The organism is Priestia sp. JV24 (assembly GCF_025910025.1).
Taxonomy (GTDB): domain Bacteria; phylum Bacillota; class Bacilli; order Bacillales; family Bacillaceae_H; genus Priestia; species Priestia megaterium.
The window spans coordinates 792,288-813,097 of record NZ_JAPCIN010000023.1; the positions used below are offsets into that span (position 1 = coordinate 792,288).

General features: G+C 39.8%; 21 protein-coding genes, 1 riboswitch and 1 other annotated feature. Of the genes, 9 read left to right on the plus strand and 12 right to left on the minus strand.

What is annotated here, in order from left to right; genetic code table 11:
* Nucleotides 1-402: 402 nt before the first annotated feature.
* The 7 genes from OK414_RS25325 to OK414_RS25355 all read right to left on the minus strand — a co-directional run bounded on the left by OK414_RS25325 (nt 403) and on the right by OK414_RS25355 (nt 7,404).
* The gene (locus tag OK414_RS25325) at nt 403-714 is read right to left on the minus strand and encodes a rhodanese-like domain-containing protein (protein ID WP_013085250.1); all 312 of its coding nucleotides are present in this window, start codon (nt 712-714) and stop codon (nt 403-405) included.
* A gap of 239 nt (nt 715-953) precedes the next feature.
* The gene (leuS, locus tag OK414_RS25330; RefSeq protein WP_263045141.1) at nt 954-3,368 is read right to left on the minus strand and encodes a leucine--tRNA ligase; all 2,415 of its coding nucleotides are present in this window, start codon (nt 3,366-3,368) and stop codon (nt 954-956) included.
* 64 nt (nt 3,369-3,432) lie between these two features.
* Nucleotides 3,433-3,651, minus strand: a binding site (T-box leader).
* A 243-nt stretch (nt 3,652-3,894) separates the two neighbouring features.
* The gene (locus OK414_RS25335; RefSeq protein ID WP_034648615.1) at nt 3,895-4,083 is read right to left on the minus strand and encodes a hypothetical protein; all 189 of its coding nucleotides are present in this window, start codon (nt 4,081-4,083) and stop codon (nt 3,895-3,897) included.
* A gap of 64 nt (nt 4,084-4,147) precedes the next feature.
* Nucleotides 4,148-5,470, minus strand: a complete 1,323-nt coding sequence (locus tag OK414_RS25340; RefSeq protein WP_013085253.1) for a GntP family permease — start codon at nt 5,468-5,470, stop codon at nt 4,148-4,150.
* A gap of 156 nt (nt 5,471-5,626) precedes the next feature.
* Nucleotides 5,627-6,814, minus strand: coding sequence for an MDR family MFS transporter (locus OK414_RS25345; RefSeq protein ID WP_034648611.1), 1,188 nt, complete (start codon nt 6,812-6,814; stop codon nt 5,627-5,629).
* 158 nt (nt 6,815-6,972) lie between these two features.
* Nucleotides 6,973-7,128 (minus strand): hypothetical protein, encoded by a 156-nt coding sequence (locus OK414_RS25350; RefSeq protein ID WP_013059527.1) that lies wholly within the window; start codon nt 7,126-7,128, stop codon nt 6,973-6,975.
* 12 nt (nt 7,129-7,140) lie between these two features.
* A complete protein-coding gene (locus OK414_RS25355; RefSeq protein WP_013059528.1) occupies nt 7,141-7,404 on the minus strand; it encodes a YtzC family protein in 264 nt (87 codons plus the stop codon).
* A gap of 169 nt (nt 7,405-7,573) precedes the next feature.
* Here OK414_RS25355 and OK414_RS25360 point away from each other — a divergent pair, with 169 nt between their 5' ends.
* Both OK414_RS25360 and OK414_RS25365 read left to right on the plus strand, forming a co-directional pair.
* Complete coding sequence (locus OK414_RS25360) at nt 7,574-8,536, plus strand: TIGR01212 family radical SAM protein (RefSeq protein ID WP_013085255.1); 963 nt, start codon at nt 7,574-7,576, stop codon at nt 8,534-8,536.
* On the plus strand, nt 8,533-9,102 hold the full coding sequence (locus OK414_RS25365; RefSeq protein ID WP_095378915.1) for a class I SAM-dependent methyltransferase: 570 nt from the start codon (nt 8,533-8,535) through the stop codon (nt 9,100-9,102). The genes OK414_RS25360 and OK414_RS25365 overlap by 4 nt, the downstream gene beginning before the upstream one ends.
* 12 nt (nt 9,103-9,114) lie before the next feature.
* Here the strand turns inward: OK414_RS25365 and OK414_RS25370 are convergent, their stop codons facing one another.
* Together OK414_RS25370 and OK414_RS25375 are read right to left on the minus strand one after the other, a co-directional pair.
* On the minus strand, nt 9,115-10,173 hold the full coding sequence (locus tag OK414_RS25370; protein ID WP_013059531.1) for a tetraprenyl-beta-curcumene synthase family protein: 1,059 nt from the start codon (nt 10,171-10,173) through the stop codon (nt 9,115-9,117).
* Nucleotides 10,174-10,204: 31 nt separating this feature from the next.
* Nucleotides 10,205-10,981: an alpha/beta fold hydrolase gene (locus OK414_RS25375; protein ID WP_013059532.1), complete on the minus strand. Its 777-nt coding sequence runs from the start codon at nt 10,979-10,981 to the stop codon at nt 10,205-10,207.
* A 107-nt stretch (nt 10,982-11,088) separates the two neighbouring features.
* Between OK414_RS25375 and OK414_RS25380 the strand changes: the two genes are divergently transcribed.
* The 3 genes from OK414_RS25380 to OK414_RS25390 all read left to right on the plus strand — a co-directional run bounded on the left by OK414_RS25380 (nt 11,089) and on the right by OK414_RS25390 (nt 13,496).
* The gene (locus OK414_RS25380) at nt 11,089-11,616 is read left to right on the plus strand and encodes a gamma carbonic anhydrase family protein (protein WP_014457969.1); all 528 of its coding nucleotides are present in this window, start codon (nt 11,089-11,091) and stop codon (nt 11,614-11,616) included.
* Nucleotides 11,617-11,807: 191 nt separating this feature from the next.
* Complete coding sequence (locus tag OK414_RS25385; protein WP_016765763.1) at nt 11,808-12,332, plus strand: phosphatase PAP2 family protein; 525 nt, start codon at nt 11,808-11,810, stop codon at nt 12,330-12,332.
* Between the two features lie 18 nt (nt 12,333-12,350).
* On the plus strand, nt 12,351-13,496 hold the full coding sequence (locus tag OK414_RS25390) for a glycosyltransferase family 4 protein (RefSeq protein ID WP_216875878.1): 1,146 nt from the start codon (nt 12,351-12,353) through the stop codon (nt 13,494-13,496).
* A gap of 32 nt (nt 13,497-13,528) precedes the next feature.
* Here OK414_RS25390 and metK read toward each other — a convergent pair whose 3' ends face one another.
* Nucleotides 13,529-14,731, minus strand: coding sequence for a methionine adenosyltransferase (metK, locus tag OK414_RS25395; protein WP_263045142.1), 1,203 nt, complete (start codon nt 14,729-14,731; stop codon nt 13,529-13,531).
* 132 nt (nt 14,732-14,863) lie between these two features.
* A riboswitch (SAM riboswitch) is annotated at nt 14,864-14,981 on the minus strand.
* A gap of 374 nt (nt 14,982-15,355) precedes the next feature.
* Between metK and pckA the strand changes: the two genes are divergently transcribed.
* Nucleotides 15,356-16,945 (plus strand): phosphoenolpyruvate carboxykinase (ATP), encoded by a 1,590-nt coding sequence (gene pckA / locus OK414_RS25400; RefSeq protein WP_034648597.1) that lies wholly within the window; start codon nt 15,356-15,358, stop codon nt 16,943-16,945.
* A gap of 34 nt (nt 16,946-16,979) precedes the next feature.
* Here pckA and OK414_RS25405 read toward each other — a convergent pair whose 3' ends face one another.
* Together OK414_RS25405 and OK414_RS25410 are read right to left on the minus strand one after the other, a co-directional pair.
* Nucleotides 16,980-17,222, minus strand: coding sequence for a DUF2584 domain-containing protein (locus OK414_RS25405; protein ID WP_013085261.1), 243 nt, complete (start codon nt 17,220-17,222; stop codon nt 16,980-16,982).
* Between the two features lie 54 nt (nt 17,223-17,276).
* Complete coding sequence (locus tag OK414_RS25410) at nt 17,277-18,059, minus strand: alpha/beta hydrolase family protein (RefSeq protein ID WP_034648593.1); 783 nt, start codon at nt 18,057-18,059, stop codon at nt 17,277-17,279.
* A 172-nt stretch (nt 18,060-18,231) separates the two neighbouring features.
* On the opposite strand from OK414_RS25410, the gene OK414_RS25415 reads away from it, so the two are divergent.
* The 3 genes from OK414_RS25415 to OK414_RS25425 are packed head-to-tail and all read left to right on the plus strand — an operon-like array spanning nt 18,232 to nt 20,795.
* On the plus strand, nt 18,232-19,230 hold the full coding sequence (locus OK414_RS25415) for an ABC transporter substrate-binding protein (protein WP_034648590.1): 999 nt from the start codon (nt 18,232-18,234) through the stop codon (nt 19,228-19,230).
* A 1-nt stretch (nt 19,231) separates the two neighbouring features.
* Complete coding sequence (locus OK414_RS25420) at nt 19,232-20,002, plus strand: ABC transporter ATP-binding protein (RefSeq protein WP_034648587.1); 771 nt, start codon at nt 19,232-19,234, stop codon at nt 20,000-20,002.
* Nucleotides 19,989-20,795, plus strand: a complete 807-nt coding sequence (locus tag OK414_RS25425) for an ABC transporter permease (RefSeq protein ID WP_034648585.1) — start codon at nt 19,989-19,991, stop codon at nt 20,793-20,795. The genes OK414_RS25420 and OK414_RS25425 overlap by 14 nt, the downstream gene beginning before the upstream one ends.
* Nucleotides 20,796-20,810 lie beyond the last annotated feature (15 nt).

A 20,810-nucleotide genomic window follows, 5' to 3' on the forward strand; every position in this document is an offset into this window, starting at 1 on the left:
ATTTAGTCATCATTTGTTTTCCTGCTATCATTTTAGTCGGATGGCAGAAGTGTCATTCAAAAAAGAGGTTGAGACATAACGAAATGAACTCAATCTAAAGACGAACAAATGGGATACATGAGCTGAAACGCTTGTGACACGGCAGTCAATTTCCTTTCAAGACTTCGCTTTCCGCGGGCGGCCGGTGATCCTCCTCCTCGCTTGCGCTCCTGGGGGGTCTCACCTTTTCCGCTTTTCTCGCAGGAGTCTTCGCCTTGCCTTCCAATCAGCTGCTAGAGGAGAGGAAACGAAACAAATAAAACCTATGTTCACCCTAACAAAAAAAATGAACCACTAATCAAATATGTTGATCAAAGGTTCATTTTTCACTTCAGCTAAGATACTTTTGTCCCAGCCTCTTTTTTATTTATTAACCGTTTTTCCTTCCCACTCTAACATACCGCCAACCATATTTGTTACTTTATATCCTTGTTCTTGAAGGTAGTAACATACGTTTTCACTGCGGCGGCCCGAACGGCAAATGAAAATATATTCTTTGTCTTTATCGAAATAATCCACATTACCTGGAATATCATTCATACGAATGTGTTTAGCAGTTGGAATCATTCCTTCTGCTACTTCTTCATCTTCGCGCACATCAACTAAATGAAGTTCTTCTCCATTTTCAACGCGTTTTTGAAGTTCTTCAGGCGTAATTACTTTTACTTCTTCCATCTTCGTCATTCCTCTCTATTCTTTCATTCAGCTTGCTATCGCTATTGTAGCAAATTCAAATACCTTTATGCCACTAAATAAGAAAAGCTTAAGCAGCAGCCTGCCTAAGCCCTTCCAATCGTAGTTAAAGGTTTGACTAAGCGCCTGATGTCAACCCGGAAAGGCGGACATCAGGCACTTAGGTCTAGAACAGAACCCCTGACTAAAGAGCAGTCAGGGGTTCTGTTCTACATCAATACTTAATTAGCTACGATGTTTACTAATTTACCAGGCACAGCAATCACTTTGCGCACTGTCTTACCTTCAATGAACTCTTGAACATCTTCATTAGCCATTGCAATATCTTGAAGCTCTTCACGAGACGCCTCAGCAGGTACGTTTACTTTCGCACGTACTTTACCGTTAATTTGAACGACAATTTCCACTTCATCATCTACAAGTTTTGCTTCGTCAAACGCAGGCCAAGCCTCATACGAAATTGTATCTTCGTGACCTAGTTTGCTCCATAATTCCTCAGTCGTATGAGGACAAATTGGTGCTAATAGCTTCACAAATCCTTCTACGTATTGCTTTGGCAGCACGTCAACTTTGTATGCATCATTGATGAATACCATAAGCTGAGAGATACCTGTATTAAAACGGAGGCCTTCGTAATCTTCCGTTACTTTTTTCACCGTTTGGTGATACACGCGTTCAAGCGTAGTGTCATTGCTTTCTTGAACCTTGCTGCTTAATTCACCGTTATCGTCAACAAGTAAGCGCCATACACGATCTAAGAAACGGCGTGCACCATCAAGCCCTTTTGTTGACCAGGCGATTGACGCATCTAAAGGCCCCATGAACATTTCATAAAGGCGAAGCGTATCTGCTCCGTGGCTTTCTACGATCTCGTCTGGGTTTACAACGTTACCTTTTGACTTACTCATTTTTTCGTTGTTTTCTCCAAGAATCATACCTTGGTTAAACAGTTTTTGGAACGGCTCTTTTGTTGGAACTACGCCGATATCATATAAAAACTTATGCCAGAAACGAGCATATAATAAGTGAAGAACAGCGTGTTCAGCTCCACCGATATAAATATCAACCGGCAACCATTCTTTTAATTTATCTGCATCTGCTAACACTTCACTGTTTGTTGGATCAATGTAGCGTAAGTAATACCAGCAGCTGCCTGCCCATTGAGGCATTGTATTTGTTTCGCGGCGCCCTTTTTTGCCTGTTTCCGGATCTACTACGTTCACCCAGTCATCAATGTTTGCTAACGGAGATTCACCTGTGCCTGACGGTTTAATTTCAGTCGTTTTTGGTAACACAAGCGGAAGCTGATCTTCAGGAACTGCAGTCGTTGTGCCATCTTCCCAGTGAATAACAGGAATTGGTTCACCCCAGTAGCGCTGACGACTGAATAACCAGTCACGCAGACGGTATGTTACTTGTTTTTCACCTTTTTCATTTGTTTGAAGCCACTGAATCATATTTGAAATTGCTTCTTCTTTATCTAAACCATTTAAGAAGTCTGAATTAACGTGCTCGCCGTCGCCTGTATAAGCTTCTTTTGAAACGTCTCCGCCCGCTACTACTTCTTTAATCGGCAGTTCAAATTTAACAGCAAATTCATAATCACGCTCATCATGAGCTGGAACAGCCATAATTGCACCTGTGCCATAGCTCATTAAAACATAGTCAGCAATCCAAATTGGCATTCTCTCGCCGTTTACAGGGTTAATTGCATAAGCACCAGTGAATACGCCAGTTTTGTCTTTAGCTAAGTCTGTACGTTCTAAATCGCTTTTGCTTTTAATTTGATCTAAATACGCTTCTACCGCTTCTTTTTGTTCGGCTGTTGTAATTTTTTCTACAAACGGATGTTCAGGTGCTAAAACGGCATACGTTGCTCCAAATAGCGTGTCAGGACGCGTTGTGAACACAGTAAATGTGTCCTTGTATCCATCGATTGTGAAGTGCACGTGAGCTCCTTCAGAGCGGCCAATCCAGTTGCGCTGCATTTCTTTAATACTTTCTGGCCAATCAAGCTCATCTAAATCTTCTAGTAAACGATCTGCATAAGCTGTGATTTTAAGCATCCACTGCTTCATTGGACGACGCTCAACCGGATGTCCCCCACGCTCACTTTTGCCGTCAATAACTTCTTCGTTCGCAAGTACTGTTCCTAGAGCAGGACACCAGTTAACAGCTACTTCATCCACATAAGCTAAGCCGTTTTTATATAGCTGTAAGAAAATCCACTGTGTCCATTTGTAGTAGTTTGGATCAGTTGTATTAATTTCTCGCTCCCAATCGTAAGAGAAACCTAACGATTTGATTTGACGACGGAAATTATTAATGTTAAGTTCAGTGAATTCAGCCGGGTCGTTTCCTGTATCTAATGCATACTGTTCAGCAGGTAGTCCGAATGCATCCCATCCCATCGGATGAAGTACATTGTATCCTTGCATACGCTTCATACGAGATAAAATATCCGTTGCTGTATAACCTTCTGGATGCCCAACGTGTAAACCAGCGCCAGATGGATAAGGGAACATATCTAATGCGTAAAATTTACGCTTTCCTTCATCTTCTGTTGTTCTAAATGTTTTATTTTCTTCCCAAACTTTTTGCCATTTTTGTTCGATCTTTTCATGATTAAAAGCCATACATAATCCTCCTTGTACGCTCCAGCTGTATTTAATTAAACTAAAAAACCCCTCATCCCTCAAACAAAGGGACGAGAGGTTGAATAAACTTCCCGCGGTACCACCCAAATTAGCACAATTATGTACTCACTCATTTTCCTTAACGCGGATAGACGGCAAATGTTACTTTACTTCACATTTACAACTCCAAGGTGAGTTCATGAACGCTCGTTTGCTGACTCGCACCACCCGTCAGCTCTCTTAGCTCGCTTCGTTCACTACTATTCCTTATCATAGTTTTTACATCATACTACCTTGTATTGTAAATAATATGTTCGTAAACTGCAAGTTGTTCAAGGGATTTTGTAAAAGTTTCTGCAATGCAGCACTGCTTTGTTGCTAAATCCTCTCTTTCATTCTTATATATGAACAACTTCTCCCAAAAACATACATCCACGGCCAAACAAAAAAGGGATTGAGACATAATTAAATCAATCCAATTTAAAGACGAACAAATGGGATAAATGCGCTAGTATGAATTTCTTGGTTACACCGCTGTTGATTTCCGTGCAAGACTTTTTCCGCTGGCGGCCGATGAGCCTCCTCGTTTCTTACACTCATGCGGGGTCTCACCTACTTCAGGAGTCTTTACCTTGCCCTCCACTCCGCAGCTAGAAGCACCTAAACAAATGAAACCTACGTTCACCATAAACATGAAAAGATCCGAACGATTCATCGTTCGGATCTTCCTTCAACTAAAATACTTTTATCCCAGTCCCTATTTTCTTTAGCTGCTATTATTAAATGCCAAATCCAAAAGAAAACAGGATGATCGCAAGTACAAGACCAACAAGCGGCACAATCACCGTCATTGCTGCAACTGATCCATACGCATCTTTATGAGTTTCTCCGCAAATAGAATTAATTGTTGTTACGACATAACCATTATGAGGCAAGGAATCTAATACTCCAGAGGAAATAGCTACTACGCGATGGAGAGCTTCTGGATTTACACCAGCATCTAGATAGTGAGGTGCTAAAATTGGCAAAGCAATCGCCTGACCTCCTGAAGCCGAACCTGTCATCCCCGCGATAACACTCACGGCAATAGCTCCTCCAATCAACGGACTTCCTGGAATATGCGTCATGGCATCTACAGCCACTCCAAACGCGGGAACAGCCTTAGCAACTCCTCCAAAACCTACGACAGCCGCTGTATTCCCAATAGCAATTAACGCACCCAGTGTTCCTTCTGAAGCTGCATTCCAAAATCCTTTAAAATGCTTTCGGTTCACAATATAAGTGACAATGATCCCGCTTAAAAGTGCGACAATCAGCGCAGATTGCTGAAGTGGCTTATGAAGTGCAAAAGAAATAATGAGCACGACCACAAGCGGAAGCAAACTTAATAAAGGATTAGGAAGAGACTGATTTTCCGTTACTACTGGATCTTTCTTGCGTGATATAAAACGCTCTCCATTTTTAACTGCTTTTGAAATCAAGCGCTTTAACCACCAGTAGCCGAATACAGCCATCACTACTGCTACAACTAAACTAACTTCCCATCCTGCATACGGACTAGTCTTTAAGTATTCAATTGGAATCCAGTTTTGGATTTCAGGCGATCCAGCCGAGGTCATCGTAAACGTAACGGAACCGAATGCTAAAGCAGCAGGGATAAACCGCCTCGGCAAATCGGCCTGTTTGAATAAGCTTAAAGCCATTGGATAGACAGAGAATGCTACTACAAACAGACTGACTCCTCCGTATGTCAAGACCGCACAGGCAAGTACAATCGCCAACACTGCTCTTTTCATTCCTAGTTTACTGACAATCCAGCGAGAAACACTATCAGCAGCCCCGCTGTCTTCCATCACTTTTCCAAAGACGGCGCCCAATAGGAACATTAAATACCAAGAAGCAATAAATCCTGTGAAACCAGACATGTAATTTCCAACAAAATTTGCTTCTCCTTCTTTCACCAGCTGTGGAAATAAAGGCATTCCGCTTGTTAACGCAACAACTAAAGCACTGAGCGGACCTGCTATAAATAAATTCATGCCTCTCATCGTTAATACAATGAGCAGCAATAATCCTCCAATTAATCCAATCATACTAAGCATGTTTAGCCCCCCATGAAGTCATATAATTAGAAAACGCTTACACATTTACAGGTATATACTCCTTTCTTTGCTTGTCACAACCCTTATTATATTATTAAAGGAATACTGAAGACATTCCTACGTTTATTAAGCATTCAAAAATAAAACCATCTCTATTTATTTAGAGATGGTTAATGAACGCTGACGTTTTTCTTTTAATTTATAATCGTATATCCATGTTGTACACATGCTGAATAGCAATAGTCCAATTAATAAATAGCACAGTGTAGACATATTAAACGCATCGAAAATAACGCCTCCAAAGAGAGGACCAATCATTTTACCTGCAGTAGCCATGCTGTTAACTACACCTTGATAAAATCCTTCTTTTCCAGATGGAGCCAAATGACTTGCAACAGCCGGAATGGCTGGCCAAACGAACATTTCTCCAATTGTTAACACAACCATTGCTGTTAAGAACTGCGGAAATGTTGTAGCATTCACCACGATAACAAAAGAAGCCACAAAAATAACCGTTCCAATTAGGACCTGTACTTTTAATGTTTTTGCTACTTTTTGAATGATGGGTACAATCAAAGGCTGACCGACTACAATTAAAATCCCGTTAATTGTCCAAAGCAAACTGTAGCTAGAAAGAGGTATATTCAGCTCACGCGTATGCGTAGCAATCGTTGTTTGCCACTGAACATACGCCACCCAGCATAAGACATACCCCGTACATAAAATAAGAAGAGCAGTCAGCTTCGTTTTATGCCCAATGCTCCCTGCTTCATTAAGGACATTCGTTTGTCCAACGGTAACCGAAATATGACGATATGAAAAAATAGCAATAAGCAGAAAAATAACGTATAAAATTGTATTAGCTAAGAAAATATACGTAAATGAATAAGACGCTACAATGCCCCCTACCGCGGCGCCAATAGCTACTCCTGCATTTTGAGCAACGTACATCGCATTAAATGCTTTTCTTCCGCCTTGTGGCCAAACGGACCCTGCCATTGCATACATAGATGGAAACACAATACCAGATCCAAACCCTACAACAACCAAGAGAACAACGTATGTAGGCCAACCATGGAAAAACACGAGTCCCACTAATGCAATAAGAGTAATAATAATTCCTGATAAAATGGATTTATATCCTCCGATTTTGTCAAAAAGCGTTCCTCCAAGCAAATTTCCTACTACGCTTGCCGCAGAATTCAGCATAAGAACCACTCCTGCGACGGATAACGACTTTCCTAAATGTTCATTTATATAAATTGTATTGAGAGGCCATAAAAATGAAGCTCCCGTTACGTTTACAAGCATACCAATAATCAAAAACCAAAGTGATTTGGGCATTGATCTCCCCCCTATCTATTCGAATGCCAACGTACATTCTAGTCTTTTCTTAAAGGGTTCGCAATGCTTTTACATATAGACAATTTATTTGAAATTCGCTGACTATTTAAAAAGGTGATTCCACATGACAATATCATGCAAAATCACCTTTTTATCGCTTATTTTTGCTTCGAACGAACCGGCTGTGCACGCTTGCTGTTTCGTGCTTTTAATTCTTTTACCGGATCAAAATCTTTTCCTAGCTCAATGTCATTGCTGTTGATCCCGTTTTTTGTTTTTTGTTCCGGATTATTTTGATTTGAACGCGTTGCCATAAAATCCTCTCCTTAATGCTGAGTTGTGATCAATTTATTTTGCAGCTGCTGAACTTGCAGGCGCATGCGATATAGCTGCTCTCTTTGCTGTGCATTTGCACTGTGAGAAAACTCTTCAATTTCTTTATAAGCATTTTCTAATTTTTCCTGTGCTTTTGTATATTCAGTGTCGTTATAATGTTCTTGCTTCATGCCTTCCTGCAACTGACCTTGTCCAAAGCGAATAGCATCTTCACACTGTTGCATAAGTTGATCCACTGCTTGACGAGTTGTCATTCTCTATTCCTCCTATTCGTTCATTTCTGTCTTATTTTGCGCAACTTTACTTCCCTTTACGACAAGAAGAACCTGTTAAATATAAGCATCCTTAAATTTGTTTGGCACTTTTTCACGTTTTTGATACAATTTGTTGATGTATATTGCATGTAAAAAGGAGGTTGCTGATTTGAGTCAGACAAACCCATTTCCGTATAAATCTGAAAACAAACGTTATCACACCTGGAATTACCACTTACGTAACCACTTTGGCCATAAGGTATTTAAAGTAGCCTTAGATGGAGGATTTGATTGTCCAAACAGAGACGGCACGGTAGCTCACGGCGGCTGTACGTTTTGCAGTGCTGCTGGCTCAGGGGATTTTGCTGGAAACAGAGCGGATGACCTCGTGACCCAATTTAATGAAATCAGTGAAAAAATGCATCATAAATGGAAAGACGGAAAATACGTTGCTTATTTTCAAGCATTTACTAATACTCATGCTCCTGTCGAGGAGCTTCGTGAAAAATATGAAGCCGTCTTAAAGCTTCCCGGAGTTGTTGGGCTTTCTATCGCCACGCGCCCTGACTGTCTCCCCGACGATGTGGTGGAATACTTGGCTGAATTAAATGAACGAACTTATCTATGGGTAGAACTTGGACTCCAAACTGTTCATGAACGAACTTCACTGCTTATTAACCGGGCACACGATCATCAATGCTATGTAGATGGGGTAGCAAAGCTTCGAAAACACGGTATTCGCGTATGTTCTCACATCATTAATGGTTTGCCTTTAGAAACACCTGATATGATGATGGAAACCGTACGTGAAGTAGCAAAATTAGACGTTCAAGGAATTAAGATTCATCTGCTTCATTTACTAAAAGGAACTCCTATGGTCAAACAGTATGAAAAGGGCCTTGTTGAATTTCTTTCATTTGAAGAATACGTAAAGCTTGTATGTGATCAGCTCGAAGTAATCCCTCCTGAGATGATTGTTCATCGTATTACAGGCGATGGACCGATAGACCTCATGGTTGGACCGATGTGGAGCGTAAATAAGTGGAGCGTATTAAATGCCATTGATCAAGAGCTCCAACGTCGTCAAAGCTATCAAGGAAAATATTACGAAAAAGAGTTGATGGAAAGATGAAAATAGAACGTATCCTGCCTTTTGCCCGCACATTGCTGACTAATGCTGTGGCCCAAGGAGATGTCGCGATTGATGCCACAGCAGGAAATGGACATGATACATTGTTCTTAGCTAACTTAGTCGGAGATACAGGTCATGTATATGGATTTGATATTCAACCTCAAGCCATTCAAGCAACTCAACAGCGATTGACAGAACACCATATAGAAAACAGAGTAACACTTATCCAAGAAAGCCACAGCAATATAAACATGCTTCCTCGTTCTATCAAAAGACGAGTCACGGGCGCTGTCTTTAATTTAGGTTATTTACCAGGTGGAGATAAAGACATTGTCACCACTTCTGAAACAACAATCTCTGCAATTGAGCAGTTACTTGATTTGCTAGCACCTGAAGGAGTGATTGTGCTCGTTATTTATCATGGACACGAACAAGGGAAACAAGAAAGAGACGATTTACTAACGTATGTCCAAAATCTTGACCAAAAAGACGTTCACGTTTTACAATATCGTTTCATGAATCAGCAAAACAACCCTCCCTTCATCATTGCTATTGAAAAAAGATAAGCCGCATATGGCTTATCTTTTTAACATTCGGTACAAGCGTCCGTTGATATAGAAAAAGTAGCTGAGGGCTCCCCCCGCTTTTATTAACCTACGTGCATTCACATGAACATGTTTTTGTGCCCGCACTTTTTGATCCGACAAATAAACGCCCAAGAGTCCTTTATAGATAAAGCAGTGAAAGTGATAATCCGGCAGTTTTTTAGCATATTCGTCTGCTTTTACGACAAAATGCAAAAAGCGATCCATCATTTGCTGATAATGAGGATAATAAAAACAAAAGTTCAAATCTCCTCCTGCTTTATCTTCTTCTTGGTCAATTAAATAATCGAGTAAAATATGTAAGCCTTGAATATAAGGAAAATATCCTGCTTTTATTTTCTGCGTCATTTCTTCCGTCATCTCTTCTTGAAAGCTATAAGCAACTAAACAAAAAATTCCTAACGTTGAACCAGAGCACGCTGAAAATTCATACCACTCCATTTCAGGAACACTGTGCCGGTGAGCATCGAACCAATTCTCTAATCGTGGAACTCTTTCCTTGATTTCAACATGCTTATGTATTTGCAAATCACAATAATAATTAGCTAGTTCTAATAAATGTGAAGAGACTATATGGTAATTACAAGCTTTTCGCAAGGACTGCTGACAAGTCTGGACAAGTCCGGCTAAGTATCCTCCGTCGTCTTTATCCGCTCGAAAACGATAGTAATCCCCAAGAGGTGCATGAGGAGTCAACGCATCTGGCATCGATTCATGTAAGGCAGCAAAATCTTTAGGGTCTAGCGAATTGCTGCGGTCACATAAGTTATCTAAGTAATCGCTGATTGTTTGGTAGGCAACAATAAATTTCACGCATTCAATCATGTTTTCTTTCGCTAAAATCGATAGGATACCGCCTCCTTCACAATGAAAAGTTTTTGTATCGATACTTGCCAATGCTTGAGTACGCAATTCTTTATTAGGAATCTCTTTTGCTCGTTCGCGCCAATGATTAAGCTCATGATGAACGACAGGAAACACTTCTCGATAAATTTTTCTCATTAATGAAATAGGATGAGACGGAATCTTCATTTATTTTCACCTCAATTTCTTACCGCATTTATTAAATGTGAAGATCGACAAAACTTTTCGCATATGTAAAAACGTATTCTCTTTCAGGCTCATTAAAGATTTCGTGATACAGCTGAGACCATTCTTTGTAGATTTTTTCACTTAGCTCTATTTCATCAAACCACTGCCTAACAATCAGCTTTTCAATAATTTTATCTTCTCCTGCCTGCATCACAAGAAGCGGGACATCAGGCAAACGATCGATATCTTTAAAAGCTAAGTTGACAGCTTGGATCAATTCCCGGTACCATCTTACAGAAACTTTTGTAACATACAGTGAGTCATTTTCATCTTCATCTCGAACTTCTTGGTTTCTTGTTGCTTTTTCAACAGTGAGACCTAAATCGAAAAGTTTGTTCGGCATGACTTTATTTAACCCTTTAGATAGCATATCTAAATAAGCCGGTACTTGCTCTTTTAATCCTAGACAAGGAGAGGAAAGAATCGCACCCCATATAGGAAGGTTTTTTGTCTGGAGCGTACGAATAACCGCCAGTCCTCCCATACTGTGGCCTAACAGGAAAATAGGCAAATCATATTTTTGCGCTTCACGTACCCATTCTTCCACTTCATACACATATTCATCAAAGGATAGGATATGTCCTCTTCTTCTTGTTGTTAAGCCTTGGCCAGGAAGGTCTCCCATAATTACGTGCATTCCAACCGAACGCCACATCTCAATCAGCCAGCGATAGCGTCCGTGATGCTCCGCTGCTCCATGGACCATGACAATAACGCCTTTTGGATTTACTGCTTCCCATTTATGCATTTGAGTTACTCCTTCTTCCTTTTTTTGTTTACCTGCTTAAAAAACCTTTGTACACTTACATTAGAAGATTTACTACTTTTTTTCAACTAATAAAGGGAGATGATTTGATGATTTATCCGTATAAAGAAAAAATGCCTACCATTGCACCCAGCTGCTTCATCGCAGACTATGTCACGATTACTGGAGATGTCACCATTGGTGAAGAAAGCAGCATTTGGTTTAACACTGTTATTAGAGGAGATGTTTCACCTACGATTATTGGTAAACGAGTAAATATACAAGATCAATCAACACTCCATCAAAGCCCAAATGCTCCTTTGCTTATTGAGGATGATGTAACAGTAGGACATCAAGTTATTTTACATAGCTCCATCATCCGCAAACGCGCGCTCATTGGCATGGGTTCTATTATTTTAGACGGGGCGGAAATTGGTGAAGGTGCTTTTATCGGTGCTGGAAGCTTAGTGCCTCCCGGTAAAAAAATACCCCCTAATACTCTCGCACTCGGCCGACCTGCTAAAGTGATCCGCACACTGACAGAAGAGGATTTAAAAGATATGCAGCGCATTCGTACAGAATATGTAGAAAAAGGGCAGTATTATAAATCTATTAAGAAATCTGATTCTTCATTATAAAGGAAACGTTCCCTCAGAAAGCCATACTGAGGGAATTTTTTTATTATCTCCACAAACTCTCCAATCATGCTCTATTCTCTCCACAATTGTAAAGAAATTTCCATATTAATTTACATCGTTTTAGTACTGCCTACACAATTAAAGATTAAACTGAATAATAAAGACGTATTTATTGAAAAGGGAGCGACTCTATGAAAGCCAAGTTAATTCAGTATGTATATGATGCCGAATGCCGATTATTCAAAAGCGTAAACCAACATTTTGATCGAAAGCACTTAAATAGATTTTTACGTTTACTAACTCACGCTGGCGGAGCCACGTTTACCATTGTGATAGCGTGCTTGCTGCTATTTCTGCATCCTTCATCTGTCGCTTACGCTTGTGCGTTTTCTCTAGCCGTTAGTCATATTCCTGTCGCCATTGCTAAAAAACTATATCCGAGAAAACGACCTTATATTCAATTAAAATATACAAAAGTATTAGAAAATCCATTAAAAGATCATTCATTTCCATCTGGGCATACAACAGCTATTTTTTCGTTGGTTACCCCTCTTATGATTGTTTATCCAGCCTTCACTACCGTTCTTTTGCCTCTTGCAGTAACGGTAGGAATTTCAAGAATTTATCTCGGTCTGCACTATCCGACGGATGTCATGGTAGGCCTGATACTGGGCATCTTTTCAGGTGCTGTGTCACTGAACATATTTTTAACTTAATTGATAGGAGGAGTACTAATGAGAATTGCTTTATTTACGGATACATTTGCTCCAGAAGTTAACGGAGCTGCTAAAACACTTTATCAGTTTACCCAGTATGTCAAATCAAAGCAAATTCCCATCCAGGTATTTGCTCCTGAATTTGCTCATGATCAGTCATTTTCAACGTATATTCACCGCTCGCCCAGCATGCCGTTTTTCCTTTATCCAAACAGCCGCTTTTCATTGCCAAACGTTCTAAAAATTAAAAAGCAGCTGCAGGAATTCAATCCTTCTATTATTCATTTGGCCACTCCTTTTACAATGGGGCTTTGCGGCTCCTATTACGGGAAAAGATTAGGTGTTCCTCTTGTCGGCTCTTATCATACCAATTTTGATGATTATTTATCTCACTATGAACTTGAAAAAATGCGTGTACCACTGCAAAAATATATGAAATGGTTTTATAAACCTGTACAAAAAATATTCGCTCCCTCTGAAGTGACCAAACAGCAGCTAGAAGAACAAGGGTTTCACAACGTATCTATTTGGTCGCGAGGAGTAAATCATAAATTATTTCATCCCCACTATGACCGCTTCGATATTCGTATTAAATATAATATTAAAAAGCCCTACATTTTAACATATGTAGGAAGATTAGCTAAAGAAAAGAACGCTGATTTTTTAATAAAAATTGCACGATCTCTACCTGATCATATCCGCCATCAAATTCACTGGGTTATTGTGGGAGACGGCCCTTTAAAAGAACAAATGCAACAGCAAGCATCTGAGCATATGACATTTACAGGCTTCCTTGAAGGTAAGCAACTTGCTCATATCTACTCATCATCTGATTTGTTTGTTTTTCCTTCAGAAACAGAAACCTTCGGAAATGTTGTACTGGAGTCTCTTGCTTCTGGAACTCCTGTAGTGGCAGCAAATGCAGGAGGAGTTAAACAGATGGTTCAGCACGGGCGAAACGGCTACCTTTGCAAACCTCACTCCTTAGAAGAATTCAGTTCGGCTATTACAGGTTTACTCGATGATTTGCACCAGCGGCTTCACTTTGGCCATGCAGCGAGACACTATGCTCTTACTCAATCATGGGACGCCATTTTTCAGCATTTGCTTTCAGAATATGAAGGCGTCGTAGAAAAATCTGCTGCAGGTATTCAATGGGCATAAAAAAAATCTCCGTTTTCACGGAGATTTTTTTATTATTTAGCTAAAGCTTGAGCTTTTAATGCTTCCGCTTTGTCTGTGAACTCCCAAGGAAGCTCCACATCCGTACGACCAAAGTGGCCGTAAGCTGCTGTTTGCTTATAAATTGGGCGACGTAAATCAAGCATTTTAATGATGCCTGCTGGACGTAGGTCAAAGTTTTTGCGTACTACGTCTACTAGTACTTCTTCGGAAACTTTTCCTGTACCGAATGTATCAATTGAAATAGATACTGGTTGTGCAACACCAATCGCATATGCTAGTTGTACTTCACATTTATCAGCAAGATCAGCTGCTACAATGTTTTTCGCAACATAACGAGCTGCATAAGCTGCTGAACGGTCTACTTTTGTTGCGTCCTTACCAGAGAATGCACCGCCGCCATGACGAGCATATCCGCCGTAAGTATCAACGATAATTTTACGACCAGTTAAACCAGCATCTCCTTGAGGACCGCCGATTACGAAACGGCCTGTTGGGTTAATGAAATACTTTGTATTTTCATCAATTAACTCGTTTGGAACAACTGGATTAATAACATATTCTTTTAAGTTACGTTGAATTTGCTCTAACGTTACTTCTGGATGATGCTGAGTTGAAATAACAATTGTATCGATGCGAACAGGTTTGTTGTTTTCATCATATTCAACTGTTACTTGTGTTTTACCATCCGGGCGAAGGTAAGGAAGAATTTCTTCTTTACGTACTTCTGTTAGACGGCGAGCAAGTTTATGAGCTAATGAAATTGGAAGAGGCATTAATTCTTTTGTTTCGTTACATGCATAACCAAACATTAAGCCTTGGTCTCCAGCTCCGATTGCTTCGATTTCTTCATCTGACATTTGACCTTCACGTGCTTCTAACGCTTGGTCTACACCAGCAGCGATATCAGCTGACTGCTCGTCGATAGATGTTAATACTGCACAAGTTTCAGCATCAAATCCGTATTTTGCACGAGTATAGCCAATTCCTTTAATTGTTTCGCGAACTGTTTTAGGAATATCTACGTAAGTAGAAGTTGTAATTTCACCACTTACTAAAACTAAACCAGTTGTTACGCTTGTTTCACAAGCAACACGAGCATTTGGATCCTTTGCTAGGATAGCATCAAGAATTGAGTCAGAAATTTGGTCACAAATTTTATCGGGATGTCCCTCTGTAACAGATTCTGACGTGAACAGACGACGTTGTGTTGACATCAGTTTTCCTCCTTATAAATACGATACATTGTGATACGGTACTCATTCCCTTATTTTCATTACACGCTAAAAAATATAAAAAAACCTTTCCTTGTATCGAGGAAAGGTATCAAATTCTACATAAGCCTTTCACTCTTATCGATCAAGGTTGTGCCCTTGCATCAGGTTAGCACCTTATCGTCTACACAAAAAAATGACGATGGTTGCTGGGTTTCATAGGGCCTGTCCCTCCACCAGCTCGGGATAAGAGAGTATCCGTTCAAGGACATATAATACATGAAAAAGCGCTTCACTGTCAACAACATTCAAATGGAAATCATCTCTTTAGGTTTGAATCTGTTTTAATGTAACATACTCAAATTCCGAAATAGTACACCTTATTAAGAATCATCACTAAGTTTAGTTAATAAGACAGATCAAAATGAGGCTTTCACTTAAAATAGCTTCACTTTTTTCGCTCCTAGCACATATACAGGTGTCCCAAATAGGTATAACGTACATTTTTTTATAATACACAAACATTTTTAGTTAAATAGTATAGAATAATTAAATAAATGTGTTATACTAATTATAAATTTCAAACATTAATGAATAAATAATAGCTAAAAAAGGAAGGTAGTGCACATGAGTACTGTTGATATGTCTATCGAATTAAATGGTTTGCTTCAATTAAAAACAACAAAACACCAATTATCTGTTCCACAACTTGTTGAAAAAATTCTAGCTCGACGCGAAGGAACGTTGACTTCTACAGGTGCTGTGTCAGTCGAAACCGGAAAATATACAGGTCGCTCTCCTTTAGATAAATTTATTGTAAGCGATGCTGTGTCTTCAAAAACGGTTGAATGGGGACCTGTCAATCAGCCAATTTCTGCTCAGCGATTCGATGCGCTATACAAAAAAGTCTTAAACCACTTAAAGAAGCAGGATGAACTTTTTGTTTTTAATGGATATGCTGGAGCTGATAAAAAGTATCAGTTACCAATTCAAGTAGTTAATGAATTTGCATGGCACAACCTATTCGCTCAGCAGTTATTCATTCGCCCTTCAGCCGAACAAAAAACAAATGATGATGTGAAGCCGTTTACAATTGTAGCAGCTCCAACGTTCAAAGCTGATCCTGAAACAGACGGGACGAATTCTGAAACCTTCATTATTCTTTCGTTAGAGCGACGTATTGTGCTAATTGGAGGAACTGAATACGCTGGTGAAATGAAAAAATCTATTTTCTCAGTGATGAACTTCTTGCTTCCTCAAAACAATATTCTATCCATGCACTGTTCTGCCAACGTAGGAGAAGAAGGTGACGTTGCATTATTCTTTGGTTTATCTGGAACGGGTAAAACAACGCTTTCTGCTGATGCAAACCGTCGTTTAATCGGAGATGATGAGCACGGTTGGTCAAGCTCTGGTGTATTTAATATTGAAGGAGGATGCTACGCGAAGTGCATTCAGCTTTCCGAAGAAAAAGAACCGCAAATTTTCAATGCAATTCGCTTCGGCGCCGTACTGGAAAATGTAGTGTTAAATCAAAATACGAAAGTAGCAGATTACAATGATAATAGTTTAACAGAGAATACTCGTGCCGCTTATTCAATTGACTCTATTGATAATACGGTATTGCCAAGCGTTGCTGGGCACCCTACAGCTATTGTCTTTTTAACTGCTGATGCTTTCGGCGTCTTGCCTCCAATCAGCAAGCTTACAAAAGAACAAGCGATGTACCATTTTCTGAGCGGATACACTAGTAAGTTAGCTGGAACAGAGCGCGGCGTAACATCGCCACAGGCTACTTTCTCTACATGCTTTGGTGAGCCTTTCTTACCTCTTGCTCCAACAACTTATGCAGAAATGCTAGGAAAGAAAATCGATGAACATAATGTAAATGTCTACCTTGTAAATACTGGATGGACCGGTGGTGAATACGGCATCGGCGAACGAATGAAGTTAAGTTACACTCGAGCTATGGTTCAAGCAGCCCTTGAAGGAGAACTAGCTAATACCGAAACAGTAACAGACGCTATTTTTGGTTTATCGATTCCAACTCATGTTCCGGGAGTTCCTGATGAAGTGCTTCAGCCTTCTAAAGCATGGAACGATGCAACAGCTTATAATCAAAAAGCAACTGAGCTTGCTGCTAAATTCAAAGCTAATTTCAAGCGTTTTAATGATGTGGCATCTGATATTTCAACATTAGGCGGACCTAGGGTCTAATAAAAAACCGATCGTCTTAGAGACGATCGGTTTTTTAGTTAGTCGAATGTAATTTTGTCAGTTCATATGTGACAATGGTTTTTTCCTGCTCCATTTCTACCTTACGCACAACAGCAGTTCCAATACATTCTCCAGTTTTCGTTTTGTGAATGTTTAATGGAATATCTAACGGATACAAGCGATATCCTTTTTTCTCAATTTGAAAAATGTTATCCGTTACACGTTTTTCATTGCCTTTTGTCACAATCATTGTATTTAATTCTAGCGGCATCCCCATTTTTTCTCACTCCTCACTGTTATTCTACTTGTTTTCTCTATCGTAGCATATCTTTTATTGCGCTTTCATCCACTTCGTTAACTTCTTCACCGTTTCTCGGTTTTCTTTTGGTGGAAAAGCATGTGGAAAGTTTTCGAAGTACCAGCTGGTAACTTTTTTATTGGACTTCTTTAATTTAGATTCGAGCTGATAGGAATGATCAATCGATACGTTTTTATCTTCTAAACCATGAATAAGCAAGACCGGCGGCTTGACGAGATGAGCACGATGCAAAGGTGTCCTCCATTCATATCTTTCAGGATATTTAGAAGGAGTTCCTCCAATCACTCGCTTCATCATTCTTCTTAAATCTTCTCTTTCTTCATATGTCAGCACCATATCCGTGACGCCTCCCCATAACACAAGAGAGCGGCTGTCGTTTTTTTCAATGGCTGTGAGTAAAGCCATCACTCCCCCTCTTGAAAACCCAAAAATATGAATGCGGTCACGGTGGACGTTAGGGAGCTGTTTCAATAAATCGTAAGCAGCAAAAGCATCGTAACGATCATCTCCTGCAAAATCTTCGTTTCCTTCGCCTCCTTGATTTCCCCTATAGAACGGAGCCATCACAATAAAACCTTGAGAAGCAAATTGAATGAGTCGAGCAGGACGAACCGTTCCTACGTTCTTAATACCTCCTCTTAAGTATAAAAAGCCGTCATACATTCCTTTTTCTTTTGGCTCTGCGAGCATTCCTTTAATCTTAAGCCCTTGACATGCATATGTAATCACCCACAGCGCCACGCGAGGGTTTGATGATGGGAAACGCTGTTTATGAAGAATTGTTCCATCTTTCATTTTTTTCCTCCATTCTTTATATGACTGGTATATTTTTTCCCGCCACGGTGGACTTTCAATCGTTGGCTAATACTTCTTTGATTTTCCACATAGTTATGTAGGCACTCACCTTCTTCTACTTTCTTACATACATTATCATAAAATATTTTATTCTTTTAAGGAGGTTTGCTTTATGAAACCAATCAAATGGCTCTTTTCTTTGCTTGCTATTATGATTTTACTCATCCCAATAATTAGCTGCGGCAAAACAACATCTGTACAGACGGTTCGTGTCGGCGAAGTAACTCGCTCTATCTTTTATGCTCCCCAGTACGTTGCTATTTCAAAAGGCTTTTTTGAAGAAGAAGGACTAAAGGTAGATTTAAAAACAACGTGGGGCGGAGATAAGACAATGACGTCACTTTTATCTGACGGCATCGACGTCGCCTTAGTCGGCTCGGAAACTTCAATCTACGTATATGCACAGGGGTCTAGTGATCCCGTCATCAACTTTGCACAACTAACCCAAACCGACGGAACATTTCTAGTATCGCGTAAAAAGGTCGATCAATTCTCATGGGATCAGCTTAAAGGCAAAACGTTTCTTGGTCAACGTAAAGGCGGCATGCCGCAAATGGTAGGGGAATATGTGTTGAAACAGCATAATATTGATCCTAAAAAAGATGTAAAACTCGTTCAAAACATTGATTTTGCTAATGTTGCGAATGCTTTTGCTTCTGGTACTGGAGATTATGTTCAATTATTTGAGCCAACGGCTAGTATTTTAGAGCAACAAGGAAAAGGACATATCGTTGCTTCCTTCGGAAAAGAATCAGGAACAGTTCCTTATACAACATTTATGGCCAAAGAAAGCTATTTAAAAGATAACCCTGAAGCAGCGGCTAAATTTACTCGAGCTATTTACAAAGCACAAAAATGGGTGAATACACATAGCACAGATGAAATTGCCGAAGTGGTTGCACCGTATTTCGAAGATACTCCTAAAGAAACGCTGAAAACTGTTATTGACCGCTATAAATCTCAAAAATCCTTTGCAACTAACCCTTTATTAGATCAAAAAGAGTGGGATCATTTACAAAAAATCATGGACGAATCTGGAGAACTTCCAAGACACATCGATTACAACAAGCTAGTCAACACAAAATTCGCAAAAGATGCAATGAGTGAGTAATATGACAAAACTTCACATTCAAGATGTTCAGCATATGTATCTTACGACAAAGTCTGCTACCACTGCACTTGAACATATTAATTTGTCTATTGAAGAAGGAGAATTTGTTTCCTTTCTCGGCCCAAGCGGATGTGGAAAAACGACGCTTCTATCGATTATTGCAGGCTTGATTGAACCAACGTCCGGCTTTGTCACAATAGACGGTGAAAATATCGGAACATCAGTCCCAAACATCGGTTATATGCTTCAACAAGATTATTTGTTTCCGTGGAAAACCATTAAAGAAAATATTTTACTTGGGCTTGAAATTCGCGGACAGCTAACAGATAAAACAGAGAGTAAAGCACTGTTACTCCTAAAAGAAATTGGTTTACAGGGCGTAGGTGACCTATATCCGCATCAGTTATCCGGAGGCATGAGACAGCGTGTCGCTTTAGTCCGAACACTTGCCATTGACCCCGCTATTTTACTCTTAGATGAACCTTTTTCAGCACTTGATTTTCAAACAAAACTTAAGCTTGAAGAACTTGTCTCCAAAACGCTGATGACCTATCAAAAAACGGCCGTTTTGGTCACGCATGATATCGGCGAAGCTATTGCCATGAGCAGCCGAATCTTTTTATTCTCAGCAAAACCGGGAAAAATCGCAAAAACATTTACGGTTCCTTCTATTTTACGAACTCTCTCTCCGTTTGAAGCACGACAGCATCCTGTCTATAACGATTTATTTATGGACATATGGAAGGAGCTTGATCAACTTGAAACCCACTAGCTCCCTAGATACTCTTCACGAAAGCTACCTTCGCAAGGTTCGGGGTGAAAAACGATTAGTACTGAGCGTACAGCTGGTCATGTTCTTAGCCTTTTTTAGCTTCTGGGAACTGGCTTCTCGTTTAAAGTGGATTGACCCTTTAATTTTCAGTTCCCCTACTAAAGTATGGCATTTATTTTTAATTAAACTTACCGACGGCTCGCTGGCAGCGCATATTGGTTTTACATTATTTGAAACGATTCTTGGCTTCATTTTAGGCACATTACTAGGTATTTTACTTGCAACGGCCCTTTGGTATTCAACGAGGCTTGCAAACATATTAGACCCTTACCTCGTTATTTTAAACGCCATGCCAAAAGTAGCGCTGGGCCCTATTTTAATTGTAGCGATCGGTCCAGGATTTTTCTCAATCTTAACGATGGGGGCGATTATATCCGTTATTATTACATCCATCGTCGTTTACACAGCATTTAAAGAAGTTGATCCAAACTATATTAAATTACTAAAAAGCTTTGGGGCAACGAAAACCCGCTGTTTTAAAGAAGCCATTTTGCCAGCTTCCATGCCCGCTATTATTTCCACATTTAAAGTAAATGTCGGCTTATCTTGGGTAGGAGTCATCGTAGGAGAATTTTTAGTTTCTTCGAAAGGGCTTGGATATATGATTATTTATGGTTTCCAAGTCTTCAACTTTACTCTTGTTCTTCTCAGCTTATTATTAATTGCCATTTTCGCTACGATTATGTATCAAGGCGTTGCTTATTTAGAAAAGAAATTGATCCGACGCTCATAAAAAATCCCCCCGTAC